The 20,505-nt window shown below is 67.4% G+C and carries 20 protein-coding genes and 1 pseudogene; 15 read left to right on the forward strand and 6 right to left on the reverse strand.

The genetic code is table 11. The annotated features are described in order from the left end of the window. Window positions 1-94 precede the first annotated feature (94 nt). A complete protein-coding gene (locus tag AzCIB_RS02070) occupies window positions 95-2,002 on the forward strand; it encodes a peptidase U32 family protein (protein ID WP_050414370.1) in 1,908 nt (635 codons plus the stop codon). A gap of 9 nt (window positions 2,003-2,011) precedes the next feature. Here the strand turns inward: AzCIB_RS02070 and AzCIB_RS02075 are convergent, their stop codons facing one another. Together AzCIB_RS02075 and AzCIB_RS02080 are read right to left on the reverse strand one after the other, a co-directional pair. After that, window positions 2,012-3,247: a glycoside hydrolase family 2 TIM barrel-domain containing protein gene (locus AzCIB_RS02075; protein ID WP_083447120.1), complete on the reverse strand. Its 1,236-nt coding sequence runs from the start codon at window positions 3,245-3,247 to the stop codon at window positions 2,012-2,014. Window positions 3,248-3,271: 24 nt separating this feature from the next. Continuing rightward, entirely contained in the window at window positions 3,272-5,182 is a 1,911-nt protein-coding gene (locus AzCIB_RS02080; protein ID WP_050414371.1) for a potassium transporter Kup, read from the reverse strand. A 181-nt stretch (window positions 5,183-5,363) separates the two neighbouring features. Between AzCIB_RS02080 and AzCIB_RS02085 the strand changes: the two genes are divergently transcribed. Then, window positions 5,364-6,197: a helical backbone metal receptor gene (locus tag AzCIB_RS02085; RefSeq protein ID WP_050414372.1), complete on the forward strand. Its 834-nt coding sequence runs from the start codon at window positions 5,364-5,366 to the stop codon at window positions 6,195-6,197. A gap of 21 nt (window positions 6,198-6,218) precedes the next feature. Here the strand turns inward: AzCIB_RS02085 and AzCIB_RS02090 are convergent, their stop codons facing one another. The 3 genes from AzCIB_RS02090 to AzCIB_RS02100 all read right to left on the reverse strand — a co-directional run bounded on the left by AzCIB_RS02090 (window position 6,219) and on the right by AzCIB_RS02100 (window position 9,694). Then, window positions 6,219-6,707, reverse strand: coding sequence for a PIN domain-containing protein (locus AzCIB_RS02090; RefSeq protein WP_050414373.1), 489 nt, complete (start codon window positions 6,705-6,707; stop codon window positions 6,219-6,221). A 114-nt stretch (window positions 6,708-6,821) separates the two neighbouring features. Next, window positions 6,822-8,645 carry a PHA/PHB synthase family protein gene (locus tag AzCIB_RS02095; RefSeq protein WP_050414374.1) on the reverse strand — a complete coding sequence of 608 codons (1,824 nt, stop codon included), beginning with the start codon at window positions 8,643-8,645 and terminating at the stop codon, window positions 6,822-6,824. A 20-nt stretch (window positions 8,646-8,665) separates the two neighbouring features. Beyond that, on the reverse strand, window positions 8,666-9,694 hold the full coding sequence (locus AzCIB_RS02100; RefSeq protein ID WP_050414375.1) for an MBL fold metallo-hydrolase: 1,029 nt from the start codon (window positions 9,692-9,694) through the stop codon (window positions 8,666-8,668). A 137-nt stretch (window positions 9,695-9,831) separates the two neighbouring features. Here AzCIB_RS02100 and AzCIB_RS02105 point away from each other — a divergent pair, with 137 nt between their 5' ends. The 13 genes and pseudogenes from AzCIB_RS02105 to AzCIB_RS02165 all read left to right on the forward strand — a co-directional run bounded on the left by AzCIB_RS02105 (window position 9,832) and on the right by AzCIB_RS02165 (window position 19,809). Continuing rightward, entirely contained in the window at window positions 9,832-10,269 is a 438-nt protein-coding gene (locus AzCIB_RS02105) for a MerR family transcriptional regulator (RefSeq protein ID WP_050414376.1), read from the forward strand. A 257-nt stretch (window positions 10,270-10,526) separates the two neighbouring features. Continuing rightward, a complete protein-coding gene (can, locus tag AzCIB_RS02110; protein ID WP_050414377.1) occupies window positions 10,527-11,666 on the forward strand; it encodes a carbonate dehydratase in 1,140 nt (379 codons plus the stop codon). Window positions 11,667-11,704: 38 nt separating this feature from the next. Beyond that, window positions 11,705-12,896, forward strand: a pseudogene (locus AzCIB_RS02115) (acetyl-CoA C-acetyltransferase). Then, entirely contained in the window at window positions 12,897-14,030 is a 1,134-nt protein-coding gene (locus tag AzCIB_RS02120; RefSeq protein ID WP_050414378.1) for an acyl-CoA dehydrogenase, read from the forward strand. A gap of 153 nt (window positions 14,031-14,183) precedes the next feature. Further along, window positions 14,184-14,975, forward strand: a complete 792-nt coding sequence (locus AzCIB_RS02125; RefSeq protein WP_050414379.1) for an enoyl-CoA hydratase/isomerase family protein — start codon at window positions 14,184-14,186, stop codon at window positions 14,973-14,975. Window positions 14,976-14,995: 20 nt separating this feature from the next. Further along, entirely contained in the window at window positions 14,996-15,919 is a 924-nt protein-coding gene (locus tag AzCIB_RS02130) for a hydroxymethylglutaryl-CoA lyase (RefSeq protein ID WP_050414380.1), read from the forward strand. A 92-nt stretch (window positions 15,920-16,011) separates the two neighbouring features. Beyond that, window positions 16,012-16,215 (forward strand): DUF1289 domain-containing protein, encoded by a 204-nt coding sequence (locus AzCIB_RS02135; RefSeq protein WP_050414381.1) that lies wholly within the window; start codon window positions 16,012-16,014, stop codon window positions 16,213-16,215. Next, entirely contained in the window at window positions 16,212-16,394 is a 183-nt protein-coding gene (locus AzCIB_RS02140; protein ID WP_050414382.1) for a DUF1289 domain-containing protein, read from the forward strand. Before AzCIB_RS02135 ends, AzCIB_RS02140 begins: the two co-directional genes overlap by 4 nt. Further along, a complete protein-coding gene (locus AzCIB_RS02145; protein ID WP_050414383.1) occupies window positions 16,391-17,311 on the forward strand; it encodes an MBL fold metallo-hydrolase in 921 nt (306 codons plus the stop codon). Before AzCIB_RS02140 ends, AzCIB_RS02145 begins: the two co-directional genes overlap by 4 nt. Window positions 17,312-17,400: 89 nt before the next feature. Then, window positions 17,401-18,279, forward strand: a complete 879-nt coding sequence (rapZ, locus tag AzCIB_RS02150; protein ID WP_050414384.1) for an RNase adapter RapZ — start codon at window positions 17,401-17,403, stop codon at window positions 18,277-18,279. Next, window positions 18,276-18,665 (forward strand): NusG domain II-containing protein, encoded by a 390-nt coding sequence (locus tag AzCIB_RS02155; protein WP_050414385.1) that lies wholly within the window; start codon window positions 18,276-18,278, stop codon window positions 18,663-18,665. The genes rapZ and AzCIB_RS02155 overlap by 4 nt, the downstream gene beginning before the upstream one ends. Beyond that, a complete protein-coding gene (locus AzCIB_RS02160) occupies window positions 18,646-19,173 on the forward strand; it encodes a Gx transporter family protein (RefSeq protein WP_198149603.1) in 528 nt (175 codons plus the stop codon). The genes AzCIB_RS02155 and AzCIB_RS02160 overlap by 20 nt, the downstream gene beginning before the upstream one ends. Window positions 19,174-19,227: 54 nt before the next feature. Next, the gene (locus AzCIB_RS02165; protein WP_050414386.1) at window positions 19,228-19,809 is read left to right on the forward strand and encodes a peroxidase-related enzyme; all 582 of its coding nucleotides are present in this window, start codon (window positions 19,228-19,230) and stop codon (window positions 19,807-19,809) included. 22 nt (window positions 19,810-19,831) lie between these two features. Here AzCIB_RS02165 and ruvC read toward each other — a convergent pair whose 3' ends face one another. Further along, window positions 19,832-20,395, reverse strand: coding sequence for a crossover junction endodeoxyribonuclease RuvC (gene ruvC / locus AzCIB_RS02170; protein WP_050414387.1), 564 nt, complete (start codon window positions 20,393-20,395; stop codon window positions 19,832-19,834). Between the last annotated feature and the right edge of the window lie 110 nt (window positions 20,396-20,505).

The following is a 20,505-nucleotide window of genomic DNA, read 5'->3' on the forward strand; positions in this document are numbered from 1 at the left end:
GCGCGTGATCCGCGACGGCGCGGCGGGAAAAGGCCTATCATTCGAGGCCGTCCGCGATACGTCGGGCGCCCCTCCGATTCGCCCGCTTTCTCCGATGTCGCACGCCTTCGCCCTCGAACTTCTCGCTCCCGCCCGCAACCTCGAATCCGGCATTGCCGCGATCGAGCACGGCGCCGACGCCGTGTATATAGGCGGGCCGTCGTTCGGCGCGCGCGCGTCGGCCGGCAACAGCATGGCGGACATCGCGGCGCTCGCCGCGCACGCGCATCGTTATTCCGCGCGCGTGCTGCTCGCCCTCAACACCATCCTGCGCGACGACGAACTGGAAGACGCGCGTAAGGTGATCGTCCAGGCGTACGAGGCCGGCGTCGATGCGCTGATCGTGCAGGACATGGGCCTGCTGGAGCTGGACCTGCCGCCGATCCAGCTGCACGCGAGCACGCAGTGCGACATCCGCACGCCGGCGAAGGCGCGCTTCCTGCAGGATGTGGGCTTCTCTCAGATCGTGCTGGCACGAGAGCTCGACCTGGGGCAGATCCGCGCGATCGCCGAGGCGACCGACCGCGAGCGCTGCGCGCTGGAGTTCTTCATCCACGGCGCGCTGTGCGTCAGCTACTCGGGCCAATGCACGATCAGCCACGCCTTTACCGGGCGCAGCGCGAACCGCGGCGAATGCGCGCAGATGTGCCGCCTGCCGTGGTCGCTGAAGGACGCCGACGGCACGCCGGTCGCCGATCGCCGGCACCTGCTGTCGCTGAAGGACAACGACCAGACGGCGAACCTCGAGGCGCTGATCGACGCCGGTATCCGCTCGTTCAAGATCGAGGGCCGGCTGAAGGATCTGGCCTACGTGAAGAACGTGACGGCGCATTACCGCCAGGCGCTCGACCGTATCCGCGAGGCGCGGCCGGAGCTCGCACGCAGTTCGGCGGGCCGCTCGACCTTCTCCTTCACGCCTCGTCCGGACAAGACCTTCAACCGCGGCAGCACCGACTACTTCGTGAATGGCCGCCACGGCGACATCGAATCGTTCGAGTCGCCCAAGTTCGTCGGTGCGCCGGTCGGCCGCGTGCTGGGCGTGAGCGGGCGCTTCGTTACCGTCGAGGCGGCCGAGCCGCTCGCCAACGGCGACGGCCTGGCGTGGTTCAACGCCGCGGGCGAGTTGCTGGGCGCGCGCGTCAATCGCGTCGACGGCGACCGGCTCCAGCTCGTCGACCTGCCGCAGGGGCTCGTGAGCGGCGCGACCTTGTACCGCAACGTCGATCATGTGTTCGAGAAGCAGCTCGCCGGCAAGTCGGCCGAGCGTCGCGTACCGGTGCACCTGCGCCTTGGCGATGTGGCGGACGGGCTGGCGCTCACGATGACCGACGAAACCGGCATCTCCGCGATGGCCACGCTCGCCTGCGACAAGGCCGAGGCGCGCGATCCGCTGCGCGCACAGACGACGCTGCGCGACAACCTCGCGAAACTCGGCGGCACGATGTTCGTCGCGGCGCCGGACGATGTGGCGATCGACACGGCGCAGTCCTGGTTCGTGCCGGTCGGGCAGCTTAACGCGCTGCGCCGTGCCGCGGTCGAGGCGCTCACGGCCACGCGAGCAGCGGCCTGGCAGCGCCCGTCGCGTGCGCTCCCGGTCGATCCGCCCGCGCGCTACCCGGACACCTCGCTGAACTACCTCGGCAACGTCTTCAACGCCCGCGCGCGCGAGTTCTACCGCAAGCACGGCGTCGAGCTGATCGCCGACGCCTTCGAGGCGAACCACGAGGACGGGCTCGTGTCGCTGATGATCACCAAGCACTGCCTGCGCTATAGCTTCAATTTGTGCCCGAAGCAGGTGAAGGGCATCCGCCCCGACCCGATGACGCTGTGGCAGGAGCGCGGCGAGGACGGGCGCGTCGTGCGCGAGCCGCTGACGCTGCGCTTCGACTGCAAGAAGTGCGAAATGCACGTGGTCGGCCGGCGCGTCGGCGGCAAGGGCGCTCGGCCGCAGCTTGCGGACTGAAGGCGCGCGTCAGCGCACGAGGAAGGGCAGGTTCGCGGTCGCCGCCTTGCCCTTGTGGTCGCGAATCGTGATGAAGAGGCGATAGGCGCCCGGCTGCTGCGGGGCGAGGAAGCGCACGCTGGCCGCGTCGGCGTGCAGCACGGATACCGCAATGCGAGCCGGGGGCGTTTCGATACCGCTGCCCCCGCGCAGGTCGGTCGCTTCGGCCAGCACTTTCCACTCGGTGCGCAGCGGCGATCCATCGAAAGACGCCGCATCCACGCCGGCCGAAACTTCCTGACCCGGCGCGAACGCGTCCGCCGCGATGCCGATGCCGCGGATTGCCGGCGCAGGCTCCGCGACCGGCTTGCCCCACGCCAGCGTCAGCGCGTCGCTCATCGCGGTGAGGCTGCCGTCCGCGAGCAGCAGGCCGTGCCAGGTCTCCGTCTGCTCCTGCTTGGCCCCCCACAGGAAGGGAAACGTGCCGGCGATCTGCGGCTGCGTGCGCAGGAAGGCGAGCACGTCGCGAAAGAAGACGGCCTTCTCGCTGCTGGTCGGCTCGACCGGCGCGCCCCACGGCTTCGTCCCGGCCTGCCACTGGCCCAGCGGCCCGAGTTCGCCGATAACGACCGGTTTCGTGATGCCGGCGTCGCGCACGCGCTGCGGCAGGGTATAAGCCGCCCCCGCATAGGCGTTGATGCCCAGCAGGTCGATGTGGGCGCAGCAGGCGGCGAGCAGCTTCAGGCGTTCGATGCCGCCATCGACGACGACCATCAGGGTCGGGTGCGCAGGGTCGATGGTCTTGATGATGCCCGCGAGGCGGTTGATCTCGCGCCACGCCGGCAAGGGGTCGGCTGTGCCGGTTTCGACCTCGTTGCCGACGCCCCACGCAAGCAGCGCCGGGTGCTTGCGGTGACGTTCGACGAAGCGGCGGATCTGCTGCTCCTGGGCGCGCAGCGCGTCGGCATCGCGCGGATAGGCGACCGACAGGCCCATCACCACCCGCAGGCCGAGGCGTTGCGCCGCGTCGAGCACCCACGCGTCGGATTCGCCATAGACACGGACGACCTTGGCGCCGGCCGTGGCGAGCTTCTCCAAGGCCGCCGGGTCGCCGGCGAACGCCGCGCCCTGCCATTGCTCCGGCGCCGCTCCTGCGCGGACCGGCAGTGCGGCGAAACACGACAGCGCGAGCGCGCAGGCGACCAGGCGGTAAAGCATCAAAAGGGGCGGCGAGGGCCGGCGGTAGTTGTTGCGGAGGCGTGTCATCGTCGCCGACAAAGGCGATTCAGATCAGAGCTCGACTTGGGTGCCCAGTTCCACCACCCGGTTCGGCGGCAGGTGGAAGTAGTCGGCCGCGCTGCCGGCGTTGCGGAACATGACGATGAAGAGGCGCTCGCGCCAGCGTGCCATGCCCGAGCCCATGCGCCGGACGATGGTTTCGCGGCCGAGGAAGAACGAGGTCTCCATGGTCTCGAAGGCGAGTCCGTGCTCGGCGCAGCGCGCCAGCTCGGCCGGGATGTCCGGATCGTCCATGAAGCCGAAGGTCAGGCGCAGGCGGTAGAAGCCGTAGTCGACCTCCTCGAGCTCGATGCGGTCCTTCTCCTCGACGTGGGAGACGTCCGCGGTATGCACCAGCAGCACCACCACGCGCTCGTGCAGCACCTTGTTGTGCAGGATGTTGTGCAGCAGCGCGCGCGGCACGCCGTCGAGCCAGGTCGTCAGGAACACCGCCGTACCGGCGACGCGCGGCGGGGGGCTCGTGAACATCGACTGGATGAACAGGTCGAGCGGGATGGTGTCGGTGCGGATGCGGTTGTTGAGCATCGTGCGGCCGCGCTTCCAGGTCGTCAGGAAGGTGAAGATCACGGCCCCGATCAGCAGCGGGAACCAGCCGCCGGCGAGGATCTTCACCGTGGTTGCGGAGAAGAAAGCGATATCGACGGTGAGGAACACCGCGAGGAAGAGGCCCGCCTGCACCTTTCCCCAGCCCCACAGCGCGCGCACGACGACGAAGGCGAGCACCGTGTCGATCATCATCGTCATTGTCACCGCGATGCCGTAGGCCGAAGCCAGCGCGCTCGACGAGCGGAAGCCGACGACCAGCGCGATCACCGCGCCGAGCAGCATCCAGTTGATGCTCGGCACGTAGATCTGGCCCATCTCGCGCGCCGACGTAAAGATCGTGCGCATCCGCGGCGCGTAGCCGAGCTGCATCGCCTGGCGCGTCAGCGAGTAGGCGCCCGAGATCACGGCCTGGCTGGCGATGATGGTCGCCAGCGTCGCCATGCCGACCATCGGATACACGAACTCGTCGGGCACCAGCAGGTAGAACGGGTTGCGGACGTTATCCGGGTGGTCGAGGATCAGCGCACCCTGGCCGAGGTAGTTCAGGTACAGCGACGGGAACACGACCGTGAACCAGGCGAGCTTGATCGGCTTGCGGCCGAAGTGGCCCATGTCGGCGTATAGCGCTTCGCCGCCGGTGATTGCGAGCACCACGGCGCCCAGCCCGAGCCAGCCCAGCAGCGGGTTGTCGGCGAGGAATCCCAAGGCCCACATGGGGTTCAGTGCGCCGAGGATTTCCGGGTGCAGGCGGATGCCGGAGATACCCAGGCCCGCCAGCAGGAGGAACCAGCACACCATCACCGGTCCGAACACCGCCCCGACTTTTTGAGTGCCGTGGCGCTGCATCATGAAGAGGCCCACCAGGACCACGAGCGCGATCGGTAGCACATAGGGCGCGAAGGCCGGCGTCGCGACTTCGAGGCCTTCGACCGCCGACAGCACCGAGATTGCCGGCGTGATCATGCCGTCGCCGTAGAACAGCGCCGCGCCGAACACCCCCAGCGACGACAGCACCCAAGCCTTGCGGCCGTCGGGGACGACGCGCAGCGCGAGCGAGGTCAGCGCCATGATCCCGCCTTCGCCGCGGTTGTCGGCGCGGGTGATGAAGACCACGTACTTGGCCGACACCACCAGCATCAGCGCCCAGAACACCAGCGACAGGATTCCGTATACGTTCGCCTCGGTCACCGGTACGGCGTGCGGGCCGTTGAATACTTCCTTCAGCGTGTAGAGCGGGCTGGTGCCGATGTCGCCATAGACGACACCGATCGCCGAAACAGCGAGTCCGGTCAGTCCGGCACGCTGGTGGGCGTCAGGCGCATCGGTCGGGTGTTCCACACGGTCGGCAGTGCGCACGACAACCCCTGGATGTTCTGTTTGGGGGGCTAGCATACTGCAACGCAATATCTCGAAACAGGGAAAATTGGCGTCTCCCGTTGCCGGGGAAGCCGACTAGGACGCAGGCATCCGCGCCGTGGCCCACGGTTGGTGCGCCTGCCCTACAATTGCGAGCGATTCCCGGTCAGGTATTACGTCGATGAAAATATCACCCGCGGCCGACGTCGCCGCGCCCCTCTGCGACGCCCTTGGTACCGAACACCGGCCAGCCATCGGTGAGGTGCGCATCGTGTCGCTCGTGCCTTCGCTGACCGAACTGGTGTGCGCGCTCGGGCTCGCCGATCGTCTGGTGGGGCGCACGGGCTTCTGCGTGCATCCGCGCGCCCTCCTGAAACCCATCCCCAAGGTCGGCGGCACGAAGGACGTGAAGATGGACGTCGTGCGCGCGCTCGCGCCGACCCATCTGATCGTCAATATCGACGAGAACCGGCGTGAAATGGTCGAGGAACTGGCCGCCTTCGTGCCGAACGTGATCGTTACCCATCCCTGCGCGCCGGCGGACAATCTCGAGCTGTATCGCCTGTTCGGCGGCGTGTTCCACTGCGCAGGCCGGGCCGAACGGCTTGCGGCGGACCTGGAGGCGGCGCTGGCGCAGGCGCAGGCGGTCGCACGGGAGCTGCCGCGCGAGGACGTCCTGTACCTCATCTGGCGCGAGCCGTGGATGAGCGTCGCGCGCGACACCTACATCTCGGCGACGCTCGCGGCCGTGGGGTGGGACACGCTGCCCGCCGATGCGGGCGCGCGCTATCCGGAGATCGACTGGCAGGCGCCGTGGATGGCCGGTGTCGCGCGCGTGTTCCTGTCGAGCGAACCCTACCGCTTCCGCGAGCGGCATCTCGCCGAAGTCGCAGCGCTGTCGGGGCGGCCGGCAGCGATGATCGACGGCGAGATGGCGTCCTGGTACGGCAGCCGCGCGGCCGCGGGCCTGCGCTACCTGGCGGCATTGCGCCGCGCCCTGGCCGAAGCGACCTGAGGCTCGCCGCCGCGTGGAACCTCAGGCGCCGGACTCGGTGCGCAGCGCGGCGTCCAGCGCCTCGGGCGTCATGATCGCGAACAGCGGCCGCACCAGCCGGTGGCGGTTGAGCTTCAGCAGCAGCTTGTCGCGGCTGACGAGATGGCTCGCACTGCCGTCGCGCGCGGCTTCGAGGAATTTCTGGTCGTCGCGGTCGCCGCAGGCGGGCAGGGGAGGCGGGTCCCCGGCAGCGTCGGGCGCCGGTACCGCACTCGTGCGGCCGGTGTAGGTCGCGAGGATGGCCGCCTGACGCTCCGGAGGAATCGCGAACTGGCGATACGCGAGCACGCGCCGCAACTCCTCCAGCGTTGCCGCATTGGCCAACAGCACCGCGCGGTCGTGCTCGATCCACTGCCGCAGGTGCTGCAGCCGAGGATCCTCGAACGCCCACAGCGCCATCACGGTATTCGTGTCGAGCACGAGACGCAGGGGGGACGGGGCGGGCGAGGGGGAATGGAGGGCGGCGGGCATCGCTGGGGTCGAAAGGCGGGTTGGCGGGGGGGCGTAAAGGGGGGGGCGGTAAACGACAGCGAGGGGGCCGGGCCCCCTCGCGTTCATTGACGCCGGATACGGCTCAGACGGGAATCAGGCGGCCTGTTTCGCGTCGAGACGGATCTTGACGTAGGAGCCCGGCGCGTCTTCCAGTACCTTCAGCTTGCCCTTGGCCGGATCGCGCACGTCGACCTGCTCCGAGTCGTGCGCGGTGACCCAAGCCTGCCAGTCGGTCCACCACGAGCCCTGCTGGTGCTCGGCGCCCTCGAACCACTTGTCGGCGGTGTCGGCAAGCTTCGCGGCCGGGTTCAGCCAGTAGCCGTACTTGTTCGCGACGGGCGGATTGACGATGCCGGCGATGTGGCCCGAGCCGCCCAGCACGAAGCGCACGGGGCCGCCGAAGTGGGTGGCGCCGGCGTAGGTGCTCTTCCACGGCGCGATATGGTCTTCCAGCGTCGAGATGAAGTAGCAGGGAACCTTGATTTTGCCGAGGTCGATCGGCACGCCGTCGATCTCGATGCCGCCGGCCTGGACCAGGCGGTTTTCCATGTACAGCGCGCGCAGGTAGAAACTGTGCATCTTCGCCGGCATGCGCGTCGAGTCGGAGTTCCAGTAGAGCAGGTCGAACGGGAACGGATCTTTGCCCATCAGGTAGTTATTCACGACGAAGGACCAGATCAGGTCGTTGGCGCGCATCATGTTGAAGGTGCCCGCCATCTCCGCGCCTTCGAGGTAGCCGCGCTCGAACATCTTCTTCTCGAGGCTGGACACCTGCTGCTCGTCGATGAACACGCCCAGTTCGCCCGGCTCGGTGAAGTCGGTCATGGTCGTGAAGAAGGTCGCCGCGGCGATGCGCTTCTGCTTCTTGCCCGCAAGGTAGGCGAGCGTGGTCGCCAGCAGCGTGCCGCCCAGGCAGTAGCCGCAGGCATTCACTTCCTTCTCGCCGGTCTGCTTCTCGATCGCATCGAGAGCCGCGATGATGCCTTCGAGCACGTAGGACTCGAAAGTCTTCTCGGACTGGCGCTCATCCGGGTTCACCCACGAGATCACGAACACCGTGTGGCCCTGGTCCAAGCACCACTTCACGTACGAGTTCTTCTCGCGCAGGTCGAGGATGTAGAACTTGTTGATCCACGGCGGCACGATCAGCAGCGGCCGCTTGTACGCCTTCTGCGTCGTCGGCGTGTACTGGATCAGCTGCATCATGTCGGTCTGGAACACGACCTTGCCCGGCGTCGTGCCGACGTTCTTGCCCAGCTCGAAGGCGCTGGTGTCGGTCATGCGCACGCGCAGCTGGCCGCCGCCGTCTTCCATGTCGCGCAGCAGGTTGTTCAGGCCCTTGATCAGGTTCTGCCCGTTGTTCTTGACCGTCTCGCGGAACACTTCCGGGTTGGTCAGCGCGAAGTTCGACGGCGACAGTGCGTCGATGTACTGGCGCGTGTAGAAATTGACCTTTTTCTGCGTCTGCTCGTCGAGGCCGTCTACGCAGCACACGGTGTCATGCACGTGGCGCGCGGCGATCAGGTAGGACTGCTTGATGAAGTCGAACAGGAAGTGCTCTTCCCACTGCTCGTCCTTGAAGCGCTTGTCGGACTTTTCCGGCTCGGCGATCGGCGCGCCGTGCATGCCCATCACGCGCAGCATCGAGTGCTGCCACAGCGAGAAGTAGTCCCACACCAGGTTCATCTGCGACTGCGCCAGCTTGTACGGGTTGGCCAGCAGCTTGGCCATCATGTCCATGAAGGCCTGCGCGATGCCCAGCTCGTCGCTCGGGGTGCTGACGCCCCGCTTGAGTTGACGCTGGACGTGTTCGCTGATGAGGTGCGAGGCGCGCTGGGCGACCTCGGCATAGGTTTTCGCGACTTCCTTCGGGTCGGGCAGGTCGGCGAACACTGTCTCGGGGGTTGGTGCGGCCATCTCTTGTCGTGCTCCTGTCTTCATGCTGATTTTTCGAATCGGATGATGCCTGTCCGGTCGCTCACCTTGCGGACCTCGCCGCGCGCGACGAGGTAGTTGAGGTGCGCAATCGCCTCTCCCATGGCGAACATGACCTGATGGGTATCCAGCTCTCGGGGGAACAGCGTCGATAGCAGTTCCCCAGCGCTGTGGGGGGTCTTGATTTCGTCCAGTAGTGCATCGCAGCGTTCACGGTGGTGCACATTGAGTTGTTCGATGCGCGCACGGATACCGCGGAACGGATGCCCGTGTGATGGTAGCACGAGCGTATCGTCGGGCAAGTCCTTGAACCGGTTTAATGATTCGAGAAACCAGCCGAGCAGGTCGTCGTCCGGCGTGAGGGCGTAAACGCTGACGTTTGTCGAGATGCGCGGTAGCAGCATATCGCCCGAAATGAGCACTCCGAGCGACTCGCAATACAGGCTCGCATGCTCGGGGGAGTGGCCGTAGCCGACGATCACGCGCCAGTCGTGCGCACCGATGCGCAGCACGTCGCCGTCGAAGATGCGCTGGTAGGATGTCGGCAGCGCGGGGACGCCGTGGCGGTACGAGTTGCCGCGGTCGCGCAGCGCCCCTTGGCGCGCGGGGTCGAGGCCGTGGGCGGCGAAGTGGGCGACCATCTCGTCGACGGCGTTGCCCGCGATCTGGTTCCAGATCGTGTGGCCGTTGAGGAATTCGCCCTGCGTCATCTGCACCGGCGCGCCGTCGCGCTCGGCGAGCCAGCTCGCGAGGCCGAGGTGGTCGGGGTGGCTGTGGGTGACGACAATGCGCGACAGCGGGCGCCGGTCGCGGTCGAGGATGGCGTTCCAGCTGTCGCGTACCGGGTCGATGCCGAAGCCGGTGTCGACGACGGCGAGCGCGTCGCCGTCGTCCAGCGCCCACAGGTTGATGTGGTTGAGCACGAAGGGCAGCGGCATGCGCACCCAGCCCACGCCGGGTGCGACCTGCTTCACTTCGCCCGCGCCGGGGGTGTGGTCGAAGGGGTACTGCAGTTCTCCGCTTGCCGTCATTGCACTGTCTCCGCTGGAGGGGGAGCAATCGAGCATTGCCCAAACCCCTGAATTCTGATTAACTTTTTCGCCCTGTCCGGGCTGGTGGGCTCGCAACGCGCCCGCTCCGGACTGGTTTTACTTCGATCGGTCGGCCAATGGCAAGCGAACAAACCTACACCATCACGGAACTCGCACGGGAATTCGACGTGACCCCGCGGGCGATCCGCTTCTACGAAGACCAGGGGCTGCTGAAGCCTTCGCGTGTCGGCCGTAGCCGCGTTTACACGAAATCCGACCGCACCCGCCTCAAGCTGACGCTGCGCGGTAAACGCCTGGGCCTGTCGCTCGCAGAGATCAAGGAGCTGATCGAGATGCACGGTGGCGTGCGCAACGCGGCGCCCCAGTTGCTGCGTTTTCTCGTCGTGCTCGCCGACCGGCGTGCCGCGCTCGAACAGCAGCGCGAGGACATCGAGGCCGTGCTGGGCGAGATCGATTCGCTGGAGCGGCAGTGCTCGGAACTGCTCGGCCACGAGACGTCCAGCGCCGCCGAAGAACGCGCGGAAGTCGTTCGCCGCATGCGCGCCGGGACTTGATTTTTTTGATGGTTAGTTTACGTTGACGTAAACGTAACTACAGCGGGAACGGCAGGGCGGGTGAAAGGACGCCCGAGGTCTGGGAGAGCATGAGGCTGGCGGGATGAGACTGCAGAAAAGCGCCGCCCGTGTGGCGCGGGGCCGGCCCGGACTGTGGCAGCATGGCGGGTTGGTGACGGGGCATGGCTCCGTCGTGCAACGATAATCCCGCGCGAGCCGGAAACGGCTTCCGTCTGCGACTGTTCCTGGGAGTGAGGATGGCAGCGAAGCTTCGTATATTGAGTGCTGACGACACCGTCGAACTGGATCACGTACGCCAGTTCTTCCGCAATTACGCGGCGTGGCTGGGTGTGGACCTGTGCTTCCAGGGCTTCGGCGACGAGATGGCCGCGCTGCCCGGAGCCTATGCGGCGCCCGAGGGGCGTCTGTTCTATGCCGAGAAGGACGGTCAGCCGGCCGGCTGCGTGGGCCTGCGTCCGACTACCGGCGGCATGTGCGAGATGAAGCGCCTGTACGTCGAGCCCGCACACCGTGGGCTGGGCATCGGCCGTGATCTCGTGCTCGCGGCGATCCGCAGCGCGAAGGACCTCGGCTACCGCCGCATCATGCTCGACACCATGCCGGCGATGCGCATCGCGCTGAAGCTGTACCGCGAGATGGGCTTCACGGAAGCGCCGGCCTACTACCCGACGCCGGTCGAGGGCGCGATCCTGCTTTCGCTGGACCTTGAGAACTGGTCCGAGGAAGAGGTCGCGAACGAGAACCTGTTCCACCTGTTCGACTACAACCGCGCCTGGGCGCAGCAGATGCGCCAGGTGGATGCGGAGTTCTTCGAGAAGCTGTCCAAGCTGCAGTCGCCCGAGTACCTGTGGATCGGCTGCTCGGACTCGCGCGTGCCGGCGAACCAGATCATCGGCCTGCTGCCGGGCGAGGTCTTCGTGCATCGCAACGTCGCGAACGTCGTCGTGCATACCGACCTCAACTGCCTGTCGGTGATCCAGTTCGCCGTCGACGTGCTGAAGGTCAAGCACATCATGGTCGTCGGCCACTACGGCTGTGGCGGTGTGAAATCGGCCCTGATGAGCGAGCGCATCGGGCTGGTCGACTTGTGGCTGCGCCATGTGCAAGACGTGCATGTGAAGCACCAGAAGTCCGTCGACGCGCTTGCGCCCGAACTCGCCCACGACCGCCTGTGCGAGCTGAACGCGCTGGAGCAGGTCGTGAACGTATGTCAGACGGTGGTGGTGCAGGACGCATGGCGCCGCGGCCAGCCGCTGACGGTGCATGCATGGATCTATGGATTGAAGGACGGACTGGTGCGCGACCTGGGGCTCAACGTGCGCCGTCCGGAAGACCTGATGCCGCGCTATGTCGCGGCGCTCGAATCACTGGCCTGAGAGCCGGAAAACCAAGACGCTTTATCAAGGAGAGAAGCATGAGCGATCCCGTCGTTATCGTTTCCGCCGCCCGCACGCCGCTGGGCGGCTTCCAGGGCGAACTGTCCGGCCTGACCGGCCCGCAGCTGGGCGCTGTCGCGATCAAGGCCGCTGTCGAGCGCGCCGGGATCGCTGCCGAGCAGGTGCAGGAAGTGCTGATGGGCTGCGTGCTGCCGGCCGGCGTCGGCCCAGGCGCCGGCCCGTCAGGCCGCGCTCGGCGCCGGCCTGCCGCTGTCGGCCGGCTGCACGACGGTGAGCAAGGTGTGCGGTTCGGGCATGAAGGCGACGATGCTCGCGCACGACCTGCTCGTGGCTGGCACCAACGACGTGATGGTCGCGGGCGGCATGGAGTCGATGTCGAACGCCCCCTACATGTTGCCGAAGGCACGCAGCGGCTACCGCCTCGGCCACGGCCAGCTCGTCGACCACATGTTCTACGACGGCCTCGAGGACAGCTACAAGAAAGAAACCAAGGGCCGCCTGATGGGCACCTTCGCCGAGGATTGTGCGAGCCACTTCAGCTTCACGCGCGCCGCCCAGGACGAGTTCGCGATCGCCTCGACGACGCGTGCGCAGGCAGCGATCAAGGACGGCAGCTTCGCGTGGGAAGTCGCGCCGGTGACGGTGTCGGGCCGCAAGGGTGACGTCGTCGTCGACAAGGACGAGCAGCCGCCGAAGGCGCAGATCGACAAGATCGCCGGCCTGAAGCCCGCATTCAGCAAGGACGGCACGGTCACCGCCGCGAACTCCAGCTCGATCTCGGACGGTGCCGCGGCACTGGTGATGATGCGCCGCTCGACCGCCGACAAGCTGGGCCTGAAGCCGCTCGCGACCATCGTCGGCCATGCGACGCACGCGCAGGAACCGGCGTGGTTCACGACCGCCCCGGTCGGCGCGATGCAGAAAGTGCTGGCCAAGGCCGGCTGGACGAAGGATCAGGTCGACCTGTGGGAGATCAACGAAGCCTTTGCGGTCGTCACGATGGCGGCGATGAAGGAGCTCGACCTGCCGCACGACAAGGTGAACGTGCATGGCGGCGCCTGCGCGCTGGGGCATCCGATCGGCGCTTCGGGCGCGCGCATCCTCGTCACGCTGCTCGGCGCGCTGAAGAAGTACGGCAAGAAGCGCGGCGTCGCCAGCCTGTGTATCGGCGGCGGCGAAGCGACGGCGGTTGCGGTGGAGCTCGCATAAATGATCCTCACGCAAGAACAGGAAATGATCCGTGACTCCCTGCGCGCCTTCGCGCAGGAGCGCCTGGCCCCCTTCGCCGCCGAATGGGACCGCAACCACACCTTCCCGCGCGCGGCGCTCAAGGAACTCGCCGAGCTCGGCGCGCTGGGCATGGTCGTGCCCGAGCAGTGGGGCGGCGCGGGCATGGACTACGTGAGTCTCGTACTCGCGCTGGAAGAGATCGCCGCCGGCGACGGCGCGACCTCGACCATCGTCAGTGTGCAGAACTCGCTCGCCTGCGGCATCCCGAACCGCTACGGCTCGGATGCGCAGAAGGAAGAGTGGCTGAAGCCGCTCGCGCGCGGCGAGAAGCTGGGCTGCTTCTGCCTGACCGAGCCGCACGTGGGCTCGGACGCGTCGGCACTGAAGACCACCGCTGTTCGTGATGGTGACGCCTGGGTCATCAACGGCGTGAAGCAGTTCATCACGACCGGCCGCGAGGCCGACGTCGCGATCGTGTTCGCGGTGACCGACAAGACGGCCGGCAAGAAGGGCATCTCGTGCTTCCTCGTGCCGACGAACACGCCGGGCTACATCGTCGCGCGCATCGAGGAGAAGATGGGCCAGAAGGCCTCCGACACCGCGCAGATTCTCTTCGAGAACTGCCGCGTGCCGGCCGACGCGCTGCTCGGCGCCGAAGGCGAAGGCTACAAGATCGCGCTGTCCAACCTCGAAGCGGGCCGCATCGGCATCGCTGCGCAGTGCCTGGGCATGGCGCGCGCGGCGCTGGAAGCGGCGGTGAAGTACGCGCACGAGCGCGAGACTTTCGGCAAGCCGATTTTCGAGCACCAGGCGGTGAACTTCCGTCTCGCGGACATGGCGACGCAACTCGAAGCCGCACGCCAGCTCGTGTGGCACGCCGCAACGCTGAAGGACGCCGGCCGGCCGTGCCTTAAGGAAGCCTCGATGGCGAAGCTCTTCGCTTCCGAGATGGCCGAGAAGGTGTGCTCGGACGCGATCCAGATCCACGGCGGCTACGGCTACGTCAGCGACTTCCCGGTCGAGCGCATCTACCGCGACGTGCGGGTGTGCCAGATCTACGAAGGCGCGAGCGACATCCAGCGTCTCGTGATCGGCCGTTCGCTGGCGCTCTGATCGCTCAATCGTTTTACGGTCCTGCGGGAGCAGTCGCGGCGGGCATCTCCCTGCAGCCTCCCTCTCGATCTCTGCCGTGTTCCGCAGGACTTCTTTATCGCGGCAAGGGGCCGCCAGAGCCCCACGCCTTGAAAACTGAATCAGGAGACAAGATTGACATACGAAACCCTCGAAATCGCGCTCGAACAGGGTGTCGCGACAATCTGGATGAACCGTCCGGACGTCCATAACGCCTTCAACGCACAACTCATCGCCGACATTACGGCGGCCTGCCGCCAGCTCGACGCCGACGACGCGGTGCGTGTCGTCGTGCTCGCCGGGCGCGGCAAGAGCTTCTCGGCCGGCGCCGACCTCAACTGGATGAAGGCTGCGGGCGAGGCGAGCGTCGAGGCGAATCTCGCCGACGCACGCAAGCTCGCCGGCATGCTGCGCACGCTGTCCGAAATGCGCAAACCCACGATCGCGCGCGTGCAGGGCGCGGCGCTGGGCGGCGGCATGGGGCTCGCGTCCGCGTGTGACATCTGTGTCGCGTCCGACAAGGCCGTGTTCGCGACCTCCGAAGTCAAGTTCGGCATCATCCCGTCGGCGATCAGCCCCTACGTGATCCGCGCGATCGGTGAGCGCCAGTCCTACCGCTACTTCCAGTCGGCCGAGCGCATCTCGGCGCAGCGTGCCGGCGAGATCGGCCTCGCGCACGAGGTCGTCGCAGCCGACGAACTGGACGCGAAGGTGAGTGAAGTCGTCCTCGCGCTGCTGCAGGGCGGCCCGAAATCGCAGGCTGCGGCGAAGGACCTGATCCGCGCGGTCGCGAACCGCCCGGTTTCGGACGAGGTGGTCGAGGACACCGCGCAACGCATCGCCGGCCTGCGCGCGACGCCCGAGGCGAAGGAGGGGCTGGACGCCTTCCTGTCGAAGCGCCCCGCAGCCTGGGTTCCGGCGCCATAAGCTCAGGACGGGAGAAGATCATGCAACTGCCGCAAAAAGTGCGCATCGTCGACGTCGGTCCGCGCGACGGGCTGCAGAACGAGAAGCAGACCGTGTCGACCGAAACCAAGGTCGAACTCATCGCGCGTCTCGCCGACGCCGGCCTGACCGCGATCGAGGCGACCTCCTTCGTGTCGCCGAAATGGGTGCCGCAGATGGGCGACAACGCCGAGGTGATGGCGCGCATCGCCCGCCGGCCGGGCGTCGCCTACCCGGTGCTGACGCCGAACCTCAAAGGTTTTGAAGCGGCGCTCGCAGCCGGCGCCGAGGAAGTCGCGGTGTTCGGCGCGGCGTCCGAGTCCTTCAGCCAGAAGAACATCAACTGCTCGATCGCCGAATCGCTGGAGCGCTTCCTCCCGGTCACCGAGGCGGCGCACGCCGCGGGCGTGAAAGTGCGTGGCTACGTGTCCTGCGTCGCGGGCTGCCCCTACGAGGGGCCGGTCGCGCCGGAGAAGGTCGCCGAGGTGGCCGAAACGCTGATCGCGATGGGTTGCTATGAAGTGTCGCTGGGCGACACGATCGGCAGCGGCAATCCCGCGAACATCTCGCGCATGCTCGAAGCGGTGATCAAGCGCGTGCCGGTCGAGCGTCTCGCCGGCCATTATCACGACACCTACGGCATGGCCGCGGCGAACATCTACGCGTCGCTGCAGATGGGCGTGTCGGTGTACGACGCCTCCGTCGGCGGCCTGGGCGGCTGCCCGTATGCGGCCGGTGCGTCGGGCAACGTCGCGACCGAGGATGTCGTGTGGCTGCTGAACGGGCTGGGCATAGCCACCGGCATCGATGTGGAGCGCCTGGTCGACATCGCCGCTTGGATCAGCGGGGTGCTCGGCCGCGAGCCGGCCTCGCGCGTGGCCCGTGCGGTGCTCGCGAAGCGGGCGAAGGCGGCCTGTTCGGGCTGACTTCGTGCTGCAACAATGAACTCGATCGGGCTGCGGCGGACCAAATACCACAACAAGCCGCACCCGATACCTACAACACCCCCGACCCCGACATGAGCATCGCATCCCCCTGCATCAACATCTGTCGCATGAGTGCGACGACCGGCCTGTGCGAAGGCTGTTTCCGCAGCCTCGACGAGATCGCGCGCTGGAGCCGCAGCGAGGACGCCGACAAGCTGCGCGTCCTCGAACTCGTCGCCCAGCGCCGCGCCGCCTCCGGTACCGCGCCACGCCTTGCGTCGACGGAGGGCGCATGAGCGAGGCGCTGTGCGTCGGCGTGTGCATGATCGACTGGGACTCCGGCGTGTGTCTCGGTTGCGGGCGCACGCCCGAGGAAATCAACGGTGTGCCAGTGCCGCCGGCCCCGGCCGAACCGCCGAAGCCCGCGCCGCTACCCGACAACGTCGCCGCGCAGGTCGGCGAAGGCTCCGAATGAGCGTCGCAGCCACCTTGCCCGACACGATCCGCGTGCTCGAACGCGGCTGGCTGTCGGCCAACAACGTCGTGCTGTTCGATGGCGGCGACGCGACGGTCGTCGATAGCGGCTACGTCAGCCACGGCGCGCAGACCGTCGCGCTGTTGCGCGAGGTGCTGGCGGGGCGGCGGCTCTCGGATCTCGTCAACACGCATTCGCACTCCGACCACATCGGAGGGAATGCCTTGGTGCAGCGCACCTTCGGCTGCGCGATCACGGTGCCCGCGGGCATGTTGCCGACGGTTGCCGCCTGGGACGAGGACGCGCTGCTGCTGACCACTGCGGCGCAGTCGGGTGAACGCTTCCATGCCGACCGCGCGCTGCACCCCGGCGACACGCTGGAGATGGGCGAGCTCGTATGGCGGGCGATCGCCGCGCCCGGCCACGACATGGATGCGCTGGTGTTCCACAACCTGGATCGACGCATCCTGATCTCGGGCGACGCGTTGTGGCGCGACGGCTTCGGCATCCTGTTCGCCGAGGTGCTGGGCCTGGGCGACGGCATCGGCGCCGCGCGGCGCACACTGGAATCGATCGCGCGCCTACCGGTGGACATCGTGATCCCCGGCCACGGCGCACCCTTCGTCGAATTCGACGACGCGCTCGCGCGCGCCTTCGCCCGCCTGCGCGCCTTCGAGGAGGACGGCTCGCGCATGGCGCGCAATGCGATCCGCGCCTGCATGACCTTCTCGCTGCTCGACGTGCGCAGCATGGCGATCGACGCGCTGCCGCAGCATCTCGCCAGCGTGCCGCTGTACCGCGAGGCCAATGCGCGTTTCCTCGGCCTGACGCCCGAGGCGCTGGCGGACTGGCTGGTCGGCGAACTCACGCGGGCCGGGGTCGTCCGGCGCGAAGGCGAGCTGCTGGTCGCCGCCTGATCCGACTTTAGTCATAGTTGTCATCGTCCCGCGCTGGCCGTGGAGCCTCGCTTTGGCGATAATCGACGCTCCACGCGGAGTTTCGGGTCATGCAGATCGTTCTGATTAGTGGCTTGTCGGGTTCGGGCAAGAGCGTCGCGCTCAAGGTGCTCGAAGACGCCGGCTATTACGCCGTCGACAACCTCCCGGCGAGCCTGCTGGCCAAGCTCGCGGCCGAACTGCGGCGATTGGGCTACGAGCGCGTCGCGGTCGCCGTCGATGTGCGCTCCGGCGTCAACATCGAGGCGCTGCCGCAGAAGGTCGAGCATCTGCGCAAGACGGTCGGCGACCTGCGCGTGATCTTCCTCGAAGCGCGCGACGACACGCTGATCGCGCGCTTCTCCGAGACACGCCGCAGGCATCCGTTGGCGAGCGACGAGGTCTCGCTCGAGGAGGCGATCCAGAAGGAGCGCGACGCGCTCGAATCGATCGCCGCGCTCGGCCACCGCATCGACACCAGCGACCTGCAGGCCAACACGCTGCGCGCGTGGATCAAGGACTTCATGCAGATCGAGGCGACGGCCGGGCTCACGCTGATGTTCCAGTCCTTCGGCTTCAAGTACGGCATTCCGCTCGACGCCGATCTCGTGTTCGACGTGCGCTGCCTGCCGAACCCGCATTACGACCCGCTGCTGCGCCCCTTCACCGGCAAGGACCAGCCGGTGATCGACTTCCTCGAGAACCTGCCGGAGGTCGACCAGATGTACGAGGACATCCGCCGCTTCATCGCGACCTGGCTGCCGAGCTATGCGCGCGACAACCGCAGCTACCTCACCGTCGCGATCGGCTGCACCGGCGGTCAGCACCGTTCGGTGTACCTTGCCGAGAAGCTGGGGCAGCATTTCGCCGGATCGGTCCGCGTACTGGTCCGCCACCGTTCGGCCGCCCGCCGCCAGGTCGACCACGGGGCGCGGCCGGCGGACCAGTGAAAGCGCGTCTGGCCGAATGGATCGTCCTGCTGCGGCCGGGCGACTGGCTGGTGCTCGCCGGCGCGCTTGCGCTGTGCGTCCTGTCGGCGCTGACGCTGTGGCGCGGCGGGGCGCCGGACAAGGCGGTCGTGCGCGCCGGCGGCAAGGTGTTCGCCGAAGTGGGGCTTGCGCGCGCGCAGGTCGTCGAAGTGCCCGGCCCGCTGGGCGTCACGCGCATCGAGATCGAGCCGGGCCGCGCGCGCGTCGCATCCGATCCCGGTCCGCGCCAGTACTGCGTGCGTCAGGGCTGGCTCACGCGCTCGGGTGCGGTGGCGATCTGCGCCCCCAATCAGGTGTCCCTGAGCCTCGCTGGCGGTGCCGCGGACTATGATTCCCTCAACTATTGAGATCGTGCCGACCCCGGACGACCAGCGCATCGCGCGGCTGGCCGCTGCCGCGATCGTGCTGACCGTCGCCGAGGCTGCGATTCCCTTGCCGCTTCCCGGCGTGAAACCGGGGCTGGCGAACATCGTCACGCTGATCGTGCTCGCGCGCTGGGGCTGGCGCGACGCCGTGTGGGTCGCGCTGCTGCGCGTGTTCGCCGGCAGCCTGCTGCTCGGCCAGCTGTTCGCGCCGGGCTTCTTCCTCAGCCTCTCGGGCTCGCTCGCCAGCCTCGCCACGCTCGGTCTCGCGATGCACCTGCCGCGACGCTGGTTCGGTCCCGTGAGCCTCAGCGTGTTTGCCGCCTTCGCGCACATCGGCGGCCAGCTCGTGCTCGCGCGACTGTGGCTCGTGCCGCATGACGGCGTGTTCTATCTCGTGCCGGTCTTCGCCCTCGCCGCGACGGTGTTCGGCCTGGTCAACGGACTGGTGGCCGCGAAGCTGATGCAGGGTCGGGTCTCGAGGAAGATTTGATCGCGGCATAAAAAATAATAATATGCTGATACTTATCGAGAGAGGAGAGATGACGTGAGCGAACAAGCGATCAGCCGTTTTCCGGTCCCCGAACTGAAGGATCTGCCCGTCGACATCCGCGAGAAGATCCTCGCGGTGCAGGAGAAGGCGGGCTTCGTGCCCAACGTCTTCCTCACGCTCGCCCACCGTCCGGATGAGTTCCGCGCCTTCTTCGCCTACCACGACGCGCTGATGGAGAAGAACGAGGGGCTGACCAAGGCGGAGCGCGAGATGATCGTCGTTGCGACCTCGGGCGCGAACGAGTGCCTCTACTGCGTCGTCGCGCACGGCGCGATCCTGCGCATCCGCGCGAAGAACCCGCGCGTCGCCGACCAGGTCGCGACCAACTACCGCAAGGCGGAGATCACGCCGCGCCAGCGCGCGATGCTGGATTTCGCGATGACGGTCGCCCTCGACGCTGCAACTGTCGACGAGGCCGACTTCGCTGTCCTGCGCGAACACGGCTTCAGCGAGGGCGACATCTGGGACATCGGCGCGATCGCCGCCTTCTTCGCGATGAGCAACCGCCTCGCGAACCTCTCCAGCATGCGGCCGAACGACGAGTTCTACCTGATGGGGCGCCTGCCCAAGGTCTGAGGCTGTCCGGACAGGCGCCCCATCAGCGCTGCTCCGGCATGACGAGGATGCGCCCCGCGCGCCGCCGCCCGCTGGGCACGCCGGCGAAGCCCTCGCCGCCATGTGCGTGGCAGATCGCGCACGCGAGCGCGTCCGCCGCGTCCGGGCCGGGGCTGCCGTCGAGCGCGAGCAGGCGCTGCACCATGTGCTGCACCTGCTCCTTGTTCGCCTTGCCGTAGCCGACCACCGCCTGCTTGACCTGCAATGCCGTGTATTCGTGCACCGGCAGGTCGCACGCCACGGCGCCGCAGATCACCGCGCCGCGCGCCTGCCCGAGCAGCAGCGTGGATTGCGGGTTCACGTTCACGAACACCTTCTCGACCGCGGCCTGATCCGGGGTATAGGTCGCGACGACTTCGCGCACGCCGTCGAGCAGCGTCTTCAGTCGCCCGGGCAACTCGCCGTCGCGCGTCCTGATGCAGCCGCTCGCGACGTAGCGCAGCTGGCTGCCGAGCTTGTCGATGACGCCGAAGCCCGTGATGCGCAGCCCGGGGTCGAGGCCCAGGATGCGGGTGGCGACGATGCGCGATGCGGAGATTTCCTTCATCCGCACATTCTACGGGATGGCCGCGACTCTCCATTGCGCCGACTTCGTCGTGCAATTCCTTACATGACGATCGGATTGACCGCATCCGATGCCGGTACGATACTCGCACC

It is taken from the genome of Azoarcus sp. CIB (assembly GCF_001190925.1).
Lineage (GTDB): Bacteria > Pseudomonadota > Gammaproteobacteria > Burkholderiales > Rhodocyclaceae > Aromatoleum.